Origin of the sequence: Mycobacterium sp., from assembly GCF_032162605.1 — a bacterium.
GTDB lineage: Bacteria > Actinomycetota > Actinomycetes > Mycobacteriales > Mycobacteriaceae > Mycobacterium.
The window spans coordinates 1-18,625 of the sequence record NZ_JAVROT010000086.1; the positions used below are offsets into that span (position 1 = coordinate 1).

Here is an 18,625-nt window from a genome sequence, read left to right on the forward strand (position 1 = left end):
CCACGACGCCTCCGACGACGACCACCACCACCACGACGTCGCCCACCACAACGACAACCACCACCACGACGACGACCACCACGACGCCTCCGACGACGACCACCACGACGACGCCCCCGGTCACGACCACGACGACGCGGCCGCCGATCACGACCACGACCACGGTGGCGCCGCCGCCCGGTCCACCGACCTCGGGCGCGTCCCCGCCGACGACCGTGATCACGCCGGATACGCCCGTCGTCTCGGTGGTACCCGAGAGTCAGTGACCGCCAGCGACGCGGTCGCGGCGTGGGCGTCGTCGCCGACCCAACCCGCGAAGGTTCTGGTGTCCGGCGGTGTCGGCGCCGGGAAGACGACGGTGCTCGCCGAGGTTCGGGCGGCGTTGCGGGCGGCGGGGGTCACCGTGATCGCGAGGGCGCCGCGCGACGGCGACCCGAGCGATGCCGCGGTGGTCATCGACGACGCCCACCTGCTCGGCGCCTCTGATCTGGGACGGCTGGTCGAACTCGTCGGCGACCCCGCCGCCACGGTCGTGATCGCCGCCGAGCCGTTGTCGCATCATCCCGCGCTCGCGGCGCTGCGCACGGCGATGTCGCGGGAGGCGCCCATCGTCTCGCTCGACCCGCTCACGCCGTCAGAGGTGAACCGCATCGCCTCCGAGTCACTCGGCTCCACGCCTCGGTCGGAGTTGGTCCAGACCCTGATGGCAGCGACCGCGGGACTGCCGTTCCTCGTGCACCCCGCCGTGGCGGCGGTGAGCAAGCCCGACGGCGAGCCACCAGCCGAGGCCATCGCCGCAGCGACCCGGGTCGCGCTGATCGAGCGACTGCGGCCGGTCGAGGAACCGGTGCTCGACACCCTCCTGCTCTCATCGCTGAGTCAGGAACTCGGTCCCGACGACGTCGGCGCCGCACTCGGAGCGGACCAGGACGAGGCGCAGCGACTCGTCGACGTCGCCCGCGCCAGCGGGTTGATCGCCCCGTCGCACAGCCCCGCGTTCGCCGGTGCGCTGCACCAGAGCCTCGCGGGGATCATCGGTGCGGCACGGCACCACCACGTCGAGATCTCACTGTTGCGCACCCAGATCGACAAGTCGACGCTTTCGATGGATCTTGCGCTGCGCCTCGCCGAGCACGGGCTGCGCGACGCTGCGCTGGCCGACGCACTCACCGATCTCGCGGCCCGCAGCCAGGGGCACCCCGCGAGGGCGGCTCGGCTGTATCGGGCGGCAGCCGAGGTCGGGGCGAGCGAGCTCAATGCCAACCTCGCCGACGCGTTGGCACTGACCGGGGACTGCGCGACGGCGGGGCGGCTCGCCGACGAGCTGCTCGGGTCCGAGGTGCCCGCCGAGAGGGCGGCCGCCGTGCGCATCGCGGCCAGTGTCGCCATGCACGACGGGAGTGCTGCGCAGGCCGCCGAGTTGTTCCGCTGGCTGGGCCCGTACTCCGATGCCGTCGTGGGATCGGCGGGCGTGGTCGCCGCCCTCGGGGTCGGTGACGTCGCATCCGCGCGGGCGGCCTTGAACGTCGACTCCTCAGGGCCTCCGACATCGACCGCCCGCGCCGCTCGCGGTCTTGCCGAGGGAATGCTGCTGACGCTCGACGGCACGTATCCGGCAGCCATTGCCCGGCTGGCCCAGTCGATGTCGGAACAGGCGTCCGCCGTCGTCACCCCCGACACCCCTGCCGCGTTGGTGACGTTGGCGGCTCTGCACGGTGGGGACTCGGTCCGCGCCCGCAGCGTCATCGGCCGCGCCGTCCGAAGTACCGGTGCCGACGAGGGTTTCGTCGCGCAACGCCATACGCTTTTGCTCGGCTGGGCCCGCATGTTGGACGGCCAGCTGACGGCCGCGGGTGCCGACGCCGCCGCGGTGGCGGGTGAGACCCTGCATCGGCGCGACGCGTTGTGGGCCGCGGCGCTGCAAACGGCCGTCGCGCGCCGGTCCGGAGACAGCGGAGCCGTGCAGAAGCACTGGTACGCCGCCATGGAGGTGCTCACCGAGTACTCGATGGACCTGTTCGCGCTGCTGCCCCTCGGCGAGCTGTGGGTGGCCGCGGCCCGCGTGCGCCAGGTGGACCTCATTCAGCCTGCGCTTGACGAGGCGTTCAATCTTCTTGAGAGGATTGGTAATCCGCCACTGTGGTCGGTCCCGCTGCACTGGGCGGGCGTTCATGCGGGCATTCTCGCGAACTCACCTGGTTCGGTGGCGCCGCACGGGCAGGCGTTGACCGCGGCGGCGGGCAGGAGTTCGTTCGCAAGGGCACTTGCCACTGCAGGACGGACCTGGCTTCGGGTCCTGGCCAATCACGTCGACACCGACGAGGTGACCGCGGCCGCCCGCTCCCTGACGCAGTTCGGCCTCACCTGGGATGCCACGCGACTGGCCAGCCAAGCGGCACTCCAGACTCCCGACGGTCGTGCGTCCGGGGCGATGCTCCAGTTGGCTCGGGACCTCAAACTCAGCGCATCCGGGGGCGAGGACGCCGCCGACTTCGCCGAAGCCCCCGCCGTGGCCGCACCCCAGCGGCAATCGTCGATGGCACGAGAGTCAAGGCTGTCCGACCGGGAACGGGAGGTCGCGGAGTTGCTGCTGCAGGGCATGCCGTACCGCGACATCGGGAGTCGGCTCTTCATCTCGGCGAAGACCGTCGAACACCACGTAGCGCGGATTCGGCGAAGGTTGGGAGCGGAGTCGCGATCGGAGCTGATTTCGATGCTGCGGGCGATCCTCGGCGCTCCGGGCTGAACTGCAAGCGTGACAACCGCCACAGCAACTCGGCAGCGACTGCACGGCACACGGACTCGCGCAGCGCTGAACGAGGCCCCCGCCGGGCACCACGAGCAGCGTGGCTTCAACATCAACGGCCGGATCGCCGCCCGCCGGCCCGTCGTCGTCCACCCCGGCCTCGGTGGATGGGGGAGGCGACCGACCGGTGAGTTAGGTCAACCTACGTAGCGGCGCCCAACTGCCGGATGCCACTATGAGCTGGCATCTAGCGTAAGTTACCGGTCAGTAACCAGACTCCTTACTGATCAGTAACTTAGATTTGGGAGGCTCGCGGTGGATACAGACGCCCTAGTTCTGACCACGATGATCATCGGCGTAGTGATGATCCTCATCGTGCTCGCTTTCGCCGCCAAGCGGGTGCTGTTCCTGACGAACCTAATCCGATCCGGCCAGAAGACGATCGACGAGGACGCCCGCAAGGACGACCTCAAGACCCGTATCACCACCCAACTCACCGAGGTGTTCGGGCAAACCCGACTGCTTCGGTGGTCGGTCCCCGGCATCGCCCACTTCTTCACCATGTGGGGCTTCTTCGTCTTGGCCTCGGTTTACCTCGAAGCATTCGGCGTGCTGTTCTACCCGAAGTTCGCCATCCCGTTCGTCGGGCACTGGGACGCGCTGGGCTTCCTGCAGGACTTCTTCGCACTCGCGGTGCTGCTCGGCATCGTGACGTTCGCGATCATCCGACTGCGTTCGGAGCCCAAGGAGTACGGCCGCGACTCCCGTTTCTACGGTTCGCACACCGGCGGCGCCTGGCTCATCCTCGTCATGATCTTCAACGTCGTCTGGACCTACGCGCTGTTCCGCGGGGCCGCTGCGGCAACAGAGAACCTGCCCTACGGCTGGGGGGCCTTCTTCTCGCACGGGATGGGCGCAGTCCTGTCTCCGCTCGGCGCGACCCCCAACGAGATCATCGAGCGCGTCGCACTGCTGCTGCACCTCGGCGTCGCGCTCGTCTTCCTGCTGATCGTCCTGCACTCCAAGCACCTTCACATCGGCCTGGCGCCGGTCAACGTGACGTTCAAGCGCCTGCCCAATGCACTGGGCCCGCTGCTGGCGATGGAGTACGACGGCGCCTACGTCGACTTCGAGGATCCGGCCGAGGACGTGGTCCTGGGCCGCGGCAAGATAGAGGACTTCACGTGGAAGGGCTATCTCGACTTCACGACGTGCACCGAGTGTGGCCGTTGCCAGTCCCAGTGCCCCGCCTGGAACACCGGAAAGCCGTTGTCTCCCAAGCTCGTCATCATGAACCTGCGCGACCACCTGTTCGCCAAGGCGCCCTACATCCTCGGTGACCAGGAGACCCCGCTGGAGAACACCGCGGAGGGCGGCGTCGGCGAGGACCTGGGCGGCGAGAAGCACGCCGAGACGCACGCCGTCCCGGAGTCCGGCTTCGAGCGCATCCTCGGCTCCGGCCCGGCGCAGGCCACCCGCCCGCTCGTCGGGACCCTCGAAGAGGGTGGCGTCATCGACCCCGACGTCCTGTGGTCCTGCACCACCTGCGGTGCCTGCGTCGAGCAGTGCCCGGTGGACATCGAGCACATCGACCACATCGTCGACATGCGCCGCTACCAGGTGATGGTCGAGTCGGAGTTTCCCGGCGAGCTCGGCGTGCTGTTCAAGAACCTCGAGCGGGCGGGCAACCCCTGGGGCCAGAGCTCCAAGGAACGCAGCAAGTGGATCGACGAGGTCGACTTCGACGTGCCCGTGTACGGCGACGACGTCGACTCCTTCGACGGATTCGAGTACCTGTTCTGGGTTGGCTGCGCCGGCGCCCTGGAGGATCGCGCCAAGAAGACCACCAAGGCCGTCGCCGAGCTGCTCGCGACGGCGGGCGTGAAGTTCCTCGTTCTCGGCACCGGCGAAACGTGCACCGGCGACTCGGCCCGTCGGGCGGGCAACGAGTTCCTGTTCCAGCAGTTGGCTTCTCAGAACGTCGAGACCATCAACGAGCTGTTCGAGGGCGTCGAGACGGTCGATCGCAAGATCGTGGTGACCTGCCCGCACTGCTTCAACACCATCGGCCGCGAGTATCCGCAGCTGGGGTCCAACTACACCGTGGTGCATCACACGCAGCTGCTGAACCGGCTGGTCCGTGACAAGAAGCTGGTCGCGGTGAGCCCGGTGAGCCAAGACGTGACCTACCACGACCCCTGTTACCTCGGCCGCCACAACAAGGAGTACTCCGCGCCGCGCGAGCTGATCGGGGCCTCGGGCGCCAAGCTCACTGAGATGCCCCGCCACGCCGACCGCGGTCTGTGCTGCGGTGCGGGCGGTGCGCGGATGTGGATGGAAGAGCACATCGGAAAACGCGTGAACCACGAGCGCGTGGAAGAGGCGCTCAACACCGATGCATCGAAGATCGCCACCGCCTGCCCGTTCTGCCGCGTGATGATGACCGACGGCGTCGGCGACAGGGCCGAGGAGATGGGCAAGGAGGCCGAGGTTCTCGACGTCGCCCAGCTGCTGCTCGCGTCCCTGGACAAGGACGCGGTCACACTGCCCGCGAAGGGTGCTGCAGCCGAGTTCTCCGCCGCCCGCGCGGCAGAGCGGGAGAAGACCGAGACAGCCAAGGCCTACACCGCTCCTGTGGAGGTCAAGCCGGTCGACGAGGAGGAAGAGGCTGCACCCGCGGCAAAGGTAGACACCACCGAGGCCCCTGCCGCACCCGCGGCGCCCGCCAGGGGCGGTCTCGGCATCGCGACGGGCGCACGGCGCCCGGGCAAGAAGCCGGCGGCCTCGACCACGCCTGCCCCCGCAGCCGAAACCACCACGGAGACAACCCCGGACGCGCCAGCCGAGCCCGCCAAGCCCGAACCACCCGTCAAGGGTCTCGGCATCGCGCCGGGGGCTCGTCGGCCCGGCGCCAAGAAGGCAGCACCGAAACCCGCTGAGCCGCAGCAGGAAACGCCGGAGCCGCCGAAAGCCGAGTCGTCCAACGGCGACTCCGCCGACGAGCCGGCCACTGAGCCCGAGGCATCCGCCGAGCCGGCCAAGCCCGAGCCCGCAGTGAAGGGGCTCGGCATCGCACCGGGGGTGCGTCGTCCGGGCAAACGCTGACGACGACTCAAAACCACTGGACGGGGGTGAGACGATGAAGGACGTGAGTACCCACCAGCTGCCCTGGCACACCGGCCATCAGCCGCCGCAGCGCACGTTCGCGCAGTCGACGAAGCTGCAGGACGTCCTCTACGAAATCCGCGGCCCGGTGCACGATCACGCCGCCAGGTTGGAGGCCGAGGGTCACCGCATCCTGAAGCTGAACATCGGCAACCCTGCACCGTTCGGCTTCGAGGCGCCCGACGTGATCATGCGCGACATGATCCAGGCGCTTCCGTACGCCCAGGGGTACTCGGACTCGAAGGGCATCATCTCGGCTCGCCGCGCAGTCGTGACCAAATATGAACTGGTGGAAGGTTTCCCGCGCCTCGACGTTGACGACGTCTACCTCGGCAACGGTGCTTCCGAGCTCATCACCATGACGCTGCAGGCGCTGCTCGACAACGGTGACCAGGTGCTCATCCCGACGCCGGACTACCCGCTCTGGACGGCGTCGACGGCGTTGGCGGGCGGCACGCCCGTGCACTACCTCTGCGACGAGACCCAGGGCTGGATGCCGGACGTCGCCGACCTCGAGTCGAAGATCACCGACCGCACCAAGGCACTGGTCGTGATCAACCCGAACAACCCGACGGGTGCGGTCTACAGCCGCGAGAACCTCGAGCAGATCGCCGAACTGGCCCGCAAGCACCAGCTGCTGATCCTCGCCGACGAGATCTACGACAAGATCCTTTACGACGAGGCAGAACACATCGCGATGGCGTCGGTCGCGCCCGATCAGCTGTGCCTGACGTTCAACGGGTTGTCCAAGGCGTACCGCGTGGCCGGATACCGCTCGGGCTGGCTGGCGATCACCGGACCCAAGGAGCACGCCGCCAGCTTCCTGGAGGGCATCAACCTTCTGTCGAACATGCGGCTGTGCCCGAACGTGCCCGCGCAGTACGCCATTCAGGTGGCGCTCGGCGGACACCAGAGCATCGAGGACCTGGTACTTCCCGGCGGACGACTGCTGGAACAGCGTGACGTCGCCTGGGCCAAGCTCAACGAGATCCCCGGTGTCTCCTGCGTCAAGCCCGCGGGTGCGCTCTATGCGTTTCCTCGACTCGATCCCGAAGTGCACGACATCCGCGACGACGAGCAGTTGGTGCTCGACCTTCTCCTGCAGGAGAAGATTCTGGTGGTGCAGGGCACGGGCTTCAATTGGCCCGCACCGGATCATCTGCGGATCGTGACTCTGCCGTGGGCCCGCGACCTCTCCAAAGCGATCGAACGGCTCGGTAACTTCCTCGCCGGCTACCGGCAGTAGCCGACCCCGGTCGCTCCGCTCCTGGCCCCAGTAACAAAGCAGCTCACCCCTCTACCCTGTGCGGGTGGCGCACTCGCACTCACTGTCCTCAACTCCGGCACCTCTTGGGCCGCTGGCGGCCAAGATCGTCGTCGGCCTGCTGATCGCGATAGGCGTGGCCGTCATCGCGGGCATGACCCTGTTGTGGCCCAGTCACCAGAGCGTCGACATCCCGCTCCCGTTCCAGAACGCGGAGGGCGGGGCGGTCACCACCGAATCCGGTCACGTGCTGTCCAGTTCCGCTGCGCCGTGCGGCAGCCCATCGGCGGGTGGCGTACTCACGGCCGCCCCCGTCGAGGCGCCCCCAGGCAATGGTCAGTGCGTGCAGACGCTGGTGCAGATCGGCTCGGGACCCAACAAGGGCGCCAACACTCTCCTGGAGTTCAGCGGCGGGCCCGGCCAGCCGAGCCTCGCCGTCGGCGACGACATCCGCGTCAGCAGGCAGGTCGACCAGAACGGGTCCACGTCGTACGCGTTCTTCGACTTCGAACGGTCGTGGCCGCTGGCGATCCTGGCTGCCACGTTCGCCGTGGTGGTCGTCGCGGTAGCCCGCTGGCGGGGGCTCCGCGCGCTCATCGGCATCGTCGTGGCGTTCGCGGTCCTGATGGTGTTCCTGTTGCCTGCGCTGCGCGACGGGGCGCCCGCGGTTCCCGTTTCGCTGGTCGCGTCGGGCGCCATCCTGTACGCCGTCATCTATCTCGCGCACGGGGTGAGCCTGCGGACCAGCGCCGCCCTGCTGGGCACCCTCTCTGCGCTGCTACTCGCGGGCTTGTTGTCCTGGGCGGCAATTGAACTGGTGCATCTCACCGGACTCTCGGAGGACCAGAACAACGAGGTGGCCGCCTACCTCGGGAACGTCTCGATCACTGGCCTGCTCCTGGCCGGGTTCATCATCGGATCGCTAGGCGTCCTCAACGACGTGACCGTCACGCAGGCCTCGACGGCGTTCGAGATCGCCGAGCACGGTGCCACCCGCAAGGCGATCTTCGTCGGGGCGATGCGGGTGGGGCGCGATCACATCGCCAGCACCGTGTACACGCTGGTGCTGGCGTACGCGGGTAGTGCGCTGCCGCTGCTGCTGCTCTTCAGCGTGGCGAACAGGTCGCTGGGCGACGTGTTGACCAGCGAGAGTGTCGCCATCGAGATCGCGCGATCCGCGGTGGGCGGCATCGCGCTGGCGTTGTCGGTGCCCTTGACCACGGGTATCGCCGCCGTGTTGGCCACCCCGCACAGCGGTCACATCGACGCCGGGCGTCGCCGAGCGTGACATCACGGCGAATCTGGGGTCGATTCTTCGCCGTCGGCGCACGTTCGGCGCCTACCGCTTCAACAGCTCCAGCAAGTACGCGCCGTAACCCGACTTGAGCAGCGTGTTGGCGCGGGCCGCCAGTTGATCGTCGTCGATGAAGCCGACCTGCCACGCGGCTTCCTCCGGCACGCTGATCTTGAGCCCCTGGCGTCGTTCGATGGTGCGAACGTAGTCGGCGGCGTCGAGCAGCGAGTCGAACGTGCCGGTGTCGAGCCATGCGGTTCCGCGCGCCAACACCTCGACGCTGAGCCTGCCCTGGTCGAGGTAGGTCTGGTTGACGGCGGTGATCTCGTACTCACCTCGCGCCGACTTTTTCAGTGACTTCGCGATTTCGATGACGTCGTTGTCGTAGAAGTACAGCCCGGGCACGGCATACTGCGACTTCGGGGTGGCCGGCTTCTCCTCCAGCGCCGTCGCCTTGCCGTCCTCGGCGAATTCGACCACGCCGTACGCCGACGGGTTGGCCACCCAGTACGCGAAGATCGCCCCGCCGCTGACGTTTTCGAAGCGTCTCAAGCTGGCGCCCAGTCTCGGGCCGTAGAAGATGTTGTCTCCCAACACCAGTGCGACGGTGTCATTCCCGATGTGGTCGGCGCCGATGACGAACGCCTGCGCCAGCCCGTCGGGCTGATCCTGCACGGCGTAGCTCAGGTTCACGCCGAAGTCCGACCCGTCGCCGAGCAATCGGTGGAAATCGGGTGCGTCGTGCGCGGTCGTGATGATCTGGATGTCACGAATGCCGGCCATGATCAAAGTGGACAGTGGGTAATAGATCATCGGCTTGTCGTAGACCGGAAGCAGTTGCTTGCTGACACCCATGGTGATCGGATACAGCCGCGTGCCTGATCCGCCTGCCAAGATGATCCCGCGCATGGTGGCAGCTTAGAACGAGGTCTGGCTCAGCCAGGCATCCCAGATGCCGGCGTCGCCGATTACCTCGATGCCTGCGTCGGCCGTGGAGCGGCGACGGGTCAGCGCCAGCAGGAGCTCGATCGCACTGCCGCGCACGGCGGCTTCCCCCTTGGTGTGGTCGTGCGACCAGTTCAGGCCGTCCTCGTCGTGGGTGATCGTCCACTCTCCGGTCGGTCCGAGGCCATCGTCGGTGGCGTGCAGATGCAAGGTCAGCCCGCGCCGCAGCGGCGGTTGGTGAAGATCCGCCGAGACGGTGGCAAGGTCGATCCACTCGGTGACGCCGTCAGCCGCCAGTTCCGACGGCAGCTGGTAGTCGCCGCCGAGTGCCAGGACGGCGTCGGCGCGGTGCACCGTCGCCTCGTGCACGCGCCTGCGGATCCACCATCCCGCCGGACGCGGCCCGGTAAACGTCCACACTCTGGTCTCGGGCCCGACGTGGTCGACGGCGTCGATGACGAGTTGCGCGCCCCGATTCAGCCAGTCGATCGCGGCGTCGGGATCCTCGGGCGGCTTCCCGTCGCGAACCTCGCGGGGATCGAGCGGCCCGAAACGGCGTTCGGCGATGATCTGTGCCGACCAGCGATGACCTCGGCCCACGTGCTTGAACAGCTGGTTCATGCTCCAGCCGGGGCAGGTCGGCACTGGAGTCTGCGGGTCGGCGTCGCGGATGACGTCACCGAGGGCCCGGGTCTCCCCGAGCAGCGTCGCGCGGAAGTCCACGCTACGAACGTACCGCTGCGCGCGCTTCGCCGAGCCTGATCGGCAACGTCGACCACCCGCGCAGGACCCGGGTGTCGCGGCGGCTCCCCGTCCCCGCGAGCTGGGCGTCGGGATAGCGCTCGAAGAAGGTTCGAAGCCCTACTTCGCCTTCTGCACGGGCCAGCGCCGCGCCGAGGCAGAAGTGCCTGCCACCGGAGAAGGACAGGTGCCTGCCCGCGTTGTCGCGCGTGATGTCGAAGCGGTGTGGATCTGCGAACACCTCGGGATCGCGGTTGGCGCCGGCGAGATAGAGGATGACCAGTTGACCGGCCTCGACCGTATGTCCGGCCACCTCGGTGTCGACGAGCGCGACCCGGGCACTCAGCTGCACCGGCGACTCGAGTCGGAGGATCTCCTCGACGGCGCCTGGCCATAGGTTCGGTGCCTCGAGCAGCAGGTCGAGTTGGTCCCTGTGGTCGAGCAGGATGCGGATCCCGCTGCCCAGCAGGTTCACGGTCGTCTCGAAGCCTGCGGCGAGCACCAGGCCCGCGATGGCTCGCAGCTCTTCGTCGTTCAAGCGGGTGCCGCCCTCGCTGGCGAGGATCAGCTGGCTCATCAGGTCGTCGCCAGGGGCATCGCGAAGGCGCTGGATGTGGGTGGCCAGCCACGCGTTGAATCCGTCGAGTCCGTGCTCGACGCGGAGATACTGCGACCAGCTGAGTCCGATGTCGAGGCTGGGCGCCGCCAGCTCACCGAACTCGAGGATGCGGGGCCGCTCGCGGTCCGGCACGCCGATGATGTCGCCGATCACGGTCACGGGCAGTTGCGAGCAGTACCGGTCGACGACGTCGACCGTTCCGGCGCCCAATTCGTCGATCAGGGAAGCCGCGGCCTGCTGCACCCGATCCCGCAGTGCGGCAACGGCTCTGGTGGTGAACACCGACGACACCGTCTTGCGGTAATGCGTGTGTTGCGGCGGTTCGACCGACAGGAGGGAGGGCGGCAGCAGTGGATGGAGTCGATCCTTGACCATGGTGCGCCGCTCGAGCCATCCGAGCGGGCGGGGCAGCGTCTTGCCGATGGCGGTGACGGCGAAGTCATCGGAGCGCAGCAACTGATGGGCCAATGCGTGATCGGCGGTCATCCAGGCCGCTCGACCGCGGACCAGCCGGCCGCGCGCACGGAGTTCGTCGGCGAAACCACCCGGGTCGGCCCTGACCGTCGGATCCGCGATGAGGCGGCCCTGCATCTCGCCGCGCTTGGCGCCGAACGACGCCAGCAGGCCGATGAACCCGTGCAGAGCGAACCAGTGTGTGCGCTGACGCAGCGTCATGGGTTGAGCTTAAGCAGCGGTCGCAGATCATCCAACCGGTCGAACAGATGCCAGATGTAAGAGGACGACCCGTTCTCGCGGTGCGCGTGCAGGTCCGCGAGGCTCGGGTCGTCACAGTAGCCGTCGAACGCATCCTTGGAGTCCCACTCGACCAGGATGAGCACCTTGCGCGGCTCGACGTCGCCGAGGACGGCCTCGCGGAACTGCCCGAGCGCGACGACGCGCCCTCCGTGGCGGCCAACCTCGGCGGGTGAGCGCTTGGAGTAGGCGAGGTATTCGTCGCGGTTGGCGATGTCGAACAGATTCAGTGCGTAGACCGTCATGGCCTCCAAGTTACGACGCGACCGCACCCGCCGTTGGGGCTATGCGGCGGCCAAGGGCGTACATCCGCCAACCGGCGTTCTGCCACCTGGCGACGTCGAGGCAGTTACGGCCGTCGACAACGACTTTCGCGTGCACGGTGGCGGCAAGCGCGTCCGGGTCGAGGTCGACGAACTCCTGCCACTCGGTCAGCACCAGGACCGCGTCGGCACGGTCGCACGCCTCGAGCACCGATGTGGAGTAGTTCAACGTGGGGAAGACGCGCTGCGAATTCTCCATCGCCTTTGGGTCGTAGACGTTGACGGTAGCACCGTTGAGCTGCAGCAGACCCGCGACGTTGAGGGCGGGCGAGTCGCGCACGTCGTCGGACTCGGGTTTGAAGGCGGCCCCGAGAACGGCCACGTTCGCGCCGAGAAGCGAGCCACCACACGCCTTGGTCGCCAGCTCGACCATCCGGGTGCGACGACGCATGTTGATGCTGTCCACCTCGCGCAGGAAGGTCAGGGCGTGGTTTGCTCCGAGTTCACCCGCACGCGCCATGAACGCGCGAATGTCCTTTGGTAGGCAACCGCCGCCGAATCCCAAGCCAGCGTTGAGAAATCGCCTCCCGATCCGGGGGTCGTAGCCCAGTGCGTCGGCGAGCAGCGTCACGTCGGCGTCGACGGCTTCGCACACCTCGGAGATGGCGTTGATGAACGAGATCTTGGTCGCCAGGAATGCGTTCGCCGAAACCTTGACCAATTCGGCGGTCTGCAGATCGGTGACCAGGAACGGGACGCCTTCGTCGAGCAGGGGGGCGTAGAGCTGACGGACCGCCGCCTCCGCCCACAGTGAATCTCGTTGCACCCCAAGGACGATGCGGTCGGGGTGCAGGGTGTCGTGGATGGCGAACCCCTCGCGGAGGAACTCCGGATTCCAGGCGATCTCGACGCCGACCCCCGCGGGCCCACGCCGCCGAGCCCGCTCGGACAGTTCGGCGGCCGTGCCGACCGGCACCGTCGACTTGCCCACGATCACCGCCGAACGCCGTAGCCGCGGCACCAACATATCGATCACCGCGTGGACGTGGCGCAGATCCGCACCGTATTCGCCCTTTTTCTGCGGGGTTCCGACGCCGAGGAAGTGTACGTCTGCGAACTCGGCCGCGGCGTCGTAGTCGGTGGTGAACTGCAGGCGCCCGGCATCGAGGTTCTCGCGCAGGACTTTTCGCAGCCCGGGTTCATAGAACGGAATGTCGCCCGACGCGAGTTTCGCGACCTTGCCGGGATCGATGTCGACGCCGACGACCTCGTGGCCAAGCTCGGCCATTCCGGCGGCGTGGGTGGCGCCGAGGTAACCCGTCCCGAACACAGTGCATCGCATACAGTCTGAATAGGCCGCCGCGATGAGCTAACTGCAAAGTGACACTGAGCGGGAGACCAACGCTGGGTAACGAGTGGACACCACGGCGAGCGAAGCGACGGGGGAAACTCCGGCTCAGTGCCGACCGCCGCCGCTGCAGAAGATCAGGAAGCAGCCACCGCCACCGCCACCGCCACCGTTCGACGAGCCGCCGCGTCCCGGCCAACCATCGTCACCCGATTGCGGCCACTGCTGCGGGGGCTGCTGGGGCCACTGCGGGTACTGCTGTTGCGGGTACTGCTGTTGCGGATACTGCGGGTATTGCTGCTGCTGCTGTGGCCATTGCTGCCAGGGCGCCTGCTGCTGCGGGGGAGTGAAGATCCGCGGAAGCAACGGTGGGATGTACACCGGCGGCGGAGCGACCGCCGGAACCGGATCGGGCAGCGGCGGCGCGGCGGGCGGATCGGGAATCGCCGCGGGTGGCGGCGGCTGCGCGGCGGGTTGCTGATCGACGTAGACCGTGCGGGGTGGCGCTTGCCGCTGCTCCTTGGCGACCGGCACGGGCGCCTGGATGGTCTCCGGTGCGGGCGCGGGCGCAGGCGGTGCTGCCTCTGGGGCAGGCGGTGGCGCCGCCGCCGGCGCCGGGGCTGCCGGGGGCAGGGCACTCGGAATGATGGCGGCCTGGCCAGGATCGGGACGCTGGTCGGCCGTCGGCCGGATACTGACGGCCAGCGAGATCACCAGGGCGATCACCCCGATGACGAAAACCGACGTCAACGCGCTGCCGACCAGCAGGAACGGCTTGCGTCCCTGCTCCGCAGGGCCGCCGACGAAGTCCATGTCAGTAGCCAGCGGGGCGGCGACACCCACGGGCCGGATCTGGGTGTCCTCGCCCACCTGTCCGGGATAGTCATTGCCCGACGTCGCCCCGTCCGGGTCCTGCGAGTAGGCCAAGCCCACGGTGGACGCGTCGAAGATCGGGGCGCTGGCCGCCGCCAGGGCCGCGCCGCGCGCCAGGGCCAGGCCCGACTCCTCGGGGGCGTTGACCGGGATCTCGACGAGGTCCTGCAGATGAGACTTGACCGATGCGACGTCGACGCCGGAGCCGACGACGAACATGCCCTGGGGCGGGGAGTCCTGTGCGGCGACGGCGGATGCCATCTCGGTGAGCACCGCCATCGCATCCGTGCTGTGCAGGCTGCGGCTGAGGACCTTCACGATCGAGCCGTCGTCTGTGCGGACCACCGACAACGTCGCGGTGTCGCGATCGAGGAACAGAAGCGCAGTGCTCTCGTAGCCAACCGCACGACCGGCCGTCTGGGCGAGGACTCCTGCCGCATGGAGTTCGGACACCAGGATCGCGTCGTTGATGCCATGGTCGGCCAGCGCGTCGCGCAGTTCGGCGGCCTCAGCGTGGTCACTCCACGTGACGCCGATCGCCTTGAGTTGGTGCCCACCCTCTCGGGCACTCTCCAGTGTTCCCAGGACGGCCGCAACCACTTGCGCGGATGCGCTCGACGTTGCCGAGTCGTCGGATGGCGACACGTCGAAGGTGTCGTGGTCGACGATTGCACCGTCGCCCTTGACGCCTTCGACCAGTACCAACCGCACCGTCTTTGGTGTCAGAGACACACCAAGCACGATGTCCACGAAACCCCTCCAAAAGTCTTAGTTCTACTACGTATTTTCTTCTCGTAAAGGGCTCAACGCAAGGGCGCGCCCCAATGTTTCATCGCCATCACCAGCGCAGTCGTTACATCTACCGCGTCCGTTTGGACTCCGGTTCGACCCTACTCGCGTCGCGGACGTCAGCGCTTGATGAAGTTTTGGTAGGACCGTGACGGGGTCGGCCCGCGCTGCCCCTGGTACTTCGATCCGACCTTGGCGCTGCCGTACGGATGCTCGGCCGGGCTGGTCAGTCTCAGCAGACACAACTGGCCGATCTTCATGCCCGGCCACAGCGTGATCGGCAGGTTCGCCACGTTGGACAGCTCTAGCGTGATGTGTCCGCTGAAGCCGGGGTCGATGAACCCGGCGGTCGAGTGGGTGAGCAGTCCCAGCCTTCCCAGCGACGACTTACCCTCCAAGCGCCCGGCGAGGTCGTCGGGCAGGCTGCACAGTTCGAGTGTCGACCCCAGGACGAACTCCCCGGGGTGCAGCACGAAGGACTCGCCCTCGACCGGTTCGACCAGGGTGGTCAACTCGTCTTGGCGTTCAGCCGGGTCGATGTGGGTGTAGCGGGTGTTGTTGAAGACCCGGAAGAGGTTGTCGAGGCGGACGTCGACGCTGGACGGCTGGATCAGGCTGTCGTCGAACGGGTCGATCCCCAACCTTCCGGCGGCTATTTCGGCCCTGATGTCGCGATCGGAGAGCAGCACCCGACGAGCGTATCGGCTGGTGGTGTAAACACTCAGACCACCACCGGCGATGTAGTTCAATGGCAGAACTTCCGCTTCCCAAGCTAAATACGCGGGTTTGATTCCGTATCGGCTCCACGACTAACTGCGCGAACGCGTTCGAACCGTTCGATCACCGCGACCCGATGTCGCGACTTGTCACAACGCGATTCAAACACCGCCTGGGCCGACGAGATTCACCTTCTGGGGCACCCGCGAGTGCCCAGGATTGTGGATTCAGGTGGCACACTGACAGCGCTGCGAAACGTGTACAGAAAATCGATGGCGTTTCGCCAGCGAGCGCCCAAGATGGGTGTTACCCCATCTAAATGTCGAAACCTCTGTCGATAGGCATTTCTGCCGCGTGTGCTGCGCTGATCGTTCCACCGAACGTGAACGGTTGCGTTCCGCGCTGGGACAACAAGGCCGACCAAGTCCGCAATCCAGGTGCTCCGTTGGTTTTCGAGAACAGATGGAATAACGACCGTTGGGAAACGAGCGGCGAGTATCCGTACTTCTGCGATCGCAACAGCCCGCGCAGCGCGGTGAAGTCCACACGCTCGGACTACCTGATCCCGGACCCTGACGGCAGCTTCTTCGGTGAGCGGACGCTCATCATTGATGGAGCCGGACGCCCAGGTGAGGGACCAGGCACCCATTGGCTGCCGATGTCCCTGACCCCCGTCGACCCGACGCGGTAGGCCCTCGTTCAACACTCGGGTGGGGATTATCACTCGAATCCACCGGATCTCCCACTCGAGGAGTAGCGCTCAGCCGCCTTGGTGACGCAGCCGCTCGATGTCCCAACCGGCGCCGCGGGGCCCGAGCTTCCCTTGCAGGCAATCAATCATGCTGTGTGGCAGCGAACTGCGACCTATTGCTGATATGTACCGACCGGCTGGTCGAACTCGGGTTGCTCCCGCGGTGCGATCCCGTGGTGATAGTTATGGCAACGGGATGGGAACTCCTGCATCCCGCAACGACTCGGCGACGACGGGGAGCACCTTGCTCGCGTACGGAACGGACATGTGTGTCTGGTCAAATCTGGCAGGTGTCGTTCCGACGAAGCTTGGGCATCGCCCCTTGGAATTGCAGAACCACGGCCGCGAGTCGATCCACACTGCCCTAATGCCTTCAGTGAGTCGCCGCTCCGTGTCGGCCTTTGACCTCCATCGGGTCGGGATCGTGCCGATGCAATTCGCTGGCTTGCTATTGCGCTTGCTGATGCAGTCCCGGATCGGGGCGTCGCTGGGTGGGGGTGACAACAGCACCACCGTGTTGGTACTGCCGCGGAATCGGTCCACGATCCGATGCAGCGAATCCGACCATTCCTCCATGGTCATGTCACGCGAAGCGCCCTGGACTCGCTCGACTGTGTATGCGTTCGAGATGATGACGGCGTCGGGCTTGATGGTGTTGATGAGGTCGACTGCGCTGTTCTTGCGGCCCTCGCACGCAGGGGATGCGCCCTCGCGGTAGATGAGGTCTTGAGTGAAGACACACGACGCCATCGTCTCATTGATCGTCTGCAATCTACCGTTCGAATTCACTGCGAGCTGACGCAGGATCTCTGCGTACCCTGAGCCAACGGAGTCGCCGACGATGACGATTTTCGTCGGGGCAGAAGACGACCCGTAGGTGCACTCGGGTGGAGCGATCTCTGCCCAATAGCACTTGGCGATCTCTGGGCTGAGGAATTCTTTCGCGGTGACCCCGTTTGCAAACAGCGACTCCCAGGTTGGATCCAGCGGTGGCCAGTCGGCAGCGCGTAGGGCGGTCGTGATCTCGGCTCGAAGAGCCGTGCCCAGCGGCCCCAACTTCACATCGGAGGCGCCCGCATCGCTGGCATCGGTTAGGGCCGGTGACGGAGCAGAGGTTTCCTCACTGGTCACGGGTCGTACCGTGAAGGCGACCCCTGCTACGACGAGCAGCGCGGCGGCGGCGGCAACGGCTGCATGGCTGCTCGACCCTTGGCGATCGCGTCGGCGGTGGCGAATGAGGAATACCTGTTCGCGCAGCGTCGTCCAGCTGGCTTTGCGGAGTGGATTCTCGACGAAGTGATAGGACAGTACGGCCAAGGCAAACACGAGACCCAGGACGGTGATGGAGAAGTAGATGCCGGGGTCCATCAGTGCGCCCACGATGATGATGACCGGCCAGTGCACCAGGTACAGCGAGTACGAGATGTCACCGACGTACGTGCTGACCGGATTCCGCAAGAAGTTCTGATAGGGGGGCTCGACGCCGACGCCGGCAATGATGACGAGAGCGGCACCGGCCACCGGGAGAAGCGCCCACGGCGCGGGAAACCGTGCCGAGTTTTCGCCGATCAGAGATAGTGCGGTGACGATGAGGCCGAGTCCGCCCCATGACATCAGCGGTTTCAAGCTTTGGGGGATCTTGGCGATCCCCCCGACGGCGGTTGCCAGCAGGGCGCCGACGCCGAGCTCCCAGACTCGGGCGAAGGTGTCGAAGTAAGCCCGGGCCGGGTCGGCGTTGGTTTCGCGCAGGGCAAACCACAGGGACGCCGCGACGACCACCGACATGATTGCGCCGGCTACGGCCATGCGGCGGGAGTGTGGCCAGCGCTTGCGGACGATGAGCACGCCGATGACGAATATCAGTGCGGGCCAGACGAAGTAGAACTGCTCTTCGATGGACAGCGACCAGTAGTGCTGGACCGGTGAGACGGTGTCGTCGGACACCCGAAAGTAGTCGGTGTTCTCATACGCGAACCACCAGTTCGATGCGAAGACGAATGCGAACAGCGCATCGATGCCGACCTGGTGCGACCGGAACGGCAGGAACACCAGCGTCGATGCCGCGTAGGTGAGGACCAGGACGACAGTCGCGGCGGGGACGATGCGGCGTATCCGGTTCCAGTAGAACGTCGCGAATGATACCGTCCCGCTGGTTTCGGCCATGCGCAGCAGGTTGCCCGTGATGAGGAAACCGGAGATCACGAAGAACACGTCGACGCCGACGAAGCCGCCCCGCGGCCAGCCCCACAGGTGACATGCGAACACCGCGAGCACCGCGACCATCCGCAGGCCCTGGATGTCGAGGCGCCTATGCGCTTGTGCTGCCCGCTGATACCGACGACGCGACGACTTCTGAT

The 18,625-nt window shown here is 66.8% G+C and carries 14 protein-coding genes; 5 read left to right on the forward strand and 9 right to left on the reverse strand.

Annotated features, from left to right (window positions below):
• Window positions 1–223, reverse strand: a 223-nt coding sequence (locus QOI01_RS04740) for a hypothetical protein (RefSeq protein ID WP_526379037.1), incomplete at its 3' end; no start/stop codon positions are given.
• Between the two features lie 39 nt (window positions 224–262).
• Here QOI01_RS04740 and iniR point away from each other — a divergent pair.
• From iniR to QOI01_RS04760, 4 genes are all read left to right on the forward strand, one after another.
• A complete protein-coding gene (gene iniR, locus QOI01_RS04745) occupies window positions 263–2,746 on the forward strand; it encodes an isoniazid response ATPase/transcriptional regulator IniR (RefSeq protein WP_526379038.1) in 2,484 nt (827 codons plus the stop codon).
• A gap of 345 nt (window positions 2,747–3,091) precedes the next feature.
• Complete coding sequence (locus tag QOI01_RS04750) at window positions 3,092–5,851, forward strand: heterodisulfide reductase-related iron-sulfur binding cluster (protein ID WP_526379049.1); 2,760 nt, start codon at window positions 3,092–3,094, stop codon at window positions 5,849–5,851.
• 34 nt (window positions 5,852–5,885) lie between these two features.
• Window positions 5,886–7,157, forward strand: a complete 1,272-nt coding sequence (locus QOI01_RS04755) for a pyridoxal phosphate-dependent aminotransferase (protein ID WP_526379039.1) — start codon at window positions 5,886–5,888, stop codon at window positions 7,155–7,157.
• Window positions 7,158–7,221: 64 nt separating this feature from the next.
• Entirely contained in the window at window positions 7,222–8,463 is a 1,242-nt protein-coding gene (locus tag QOI01_RS04760) for a YibE/F family protein (protein WP_526379040.1), read from the forward strand.
• A 51-nt stretch (window positions 8,464–8,514) separates the two neighbouring features.
• Here the strand turns inward: QOI01_RS04760 and rfbA are convergent, their stop codons facing one another.
• The 7 genes from rfbA to dcd all read right to left on the reverse strand — a co-directional run bounded on the left by rfbA (window position 8,515) and on the right by dcd (window position 15,489).
• Window positions 8,515–9,378, reverse strand: coding sequence for a glucose-1-phosphate thymidylyltransferase RfbA (rfbA, locus tag QOI01_RS04765; protein ID WP_526379041.1), 864 nt, complete (start codon window positions 9,376–9,378; stop codon window positions 8,515–8,517).
• Window positions 9,379–9,387: 9 nt separating this feature from the next.
• Window positions 9,388–10,137: a maleylpyruvate isomerase family mycothiol-dependent enzyme gene (locus QOI01_RS04770; RefSeq protein WP_526379042.1), complete on the reverse strand. Its 750-nt coding sequence runs from the start codon at window positions 10,135–10,137 to the stop codon at window positions 9,388–9,390.
• Between the two features lies 1 nt (window position 10,138).
• Entirely contained in the window at window positions 10,139–11,443 is a 1,305-nt protein-coding gene (locus tag QOI01_RS04775; RefSeq protein ID WP_526379050.1) for a cytochrome P450, read from the reverse strand.
• 2 nt (window positions 11,444–11,445) lie between these two features.
• On the reverse strand, window positions 11,446–11,772 hold the full coding sequence (locus QOI01_RS04780; protein WP_526379043.1) for a DUF1330 domain-containing protein: 327 nt from the start codon (window positions 11,770–11,772) through the stop codon (window positions 11,446–11,448).
• Between the two features lie 10 nt (window positions 11,773–11,782).
• Window positions 11,783–13,132, reverse strand: coding sequence for a UDP-glucose dehydrogenase family protein (locus QOI01_RS04785; RefSeq protein ID WP_526379044.1), 1,350 nt, complete (start codon window positions 13,130–13,132; stop codon window positions 11,783–11,785).
• A gap of 114 nt (window positions 13,133–13,246) precedes the next feature.
• Window positions 13,247–14,761: a DUF7159 family protein gene (locus QOI01_RS04790; RefSeq protein WP_526379045.1), complete on the reverse strand. Its 1,515-nt coding sequence runs from the start codon at window positions 14,759–14,761 to the stop codon at window positions 13,247–13,249.
• 158 nt (window positions 14,762–14,919) lie between these two features.
• A complete protein-coding gene (dcd, locus tag QOI01_RS04795) occupies window positions 14,920–15,489 on the reverse strand; it encodes a dCTP deaminase (RefSeq protein ID WP_526379046.1) in 570 nt (189 codons plus the stop codon).
• A gap of 347 nt (window positions 15,490–15,836) precedes the next feature.
• Between dcd and QOI01_RS04800 the strand changes: the two genes are divergently transcribed.
• Window positions 15,837–16,208, forward strand: coding sequence for an MBOE_33420 family protein (locus QOI01_RS04800; RefSeq protein ID WP_526379047.1), 372 nt, complete (start codon window positions 15,837–15,839; stop codon window positions 16,206–16,208).
• 243 nt (window positions 16,209–16,451) lie between these two features.
• Here the strand turns inward: QOI01_RS04800 and QOI01_RS04805 are convergent.
• Window positions 16,452–18,625: acyltransferase family protein (locus tag QOI01_RS04805; protein WP_526379048.1), on the reverse strand; the 2,174-nt coding region annotated here is incomplete at its 5' end.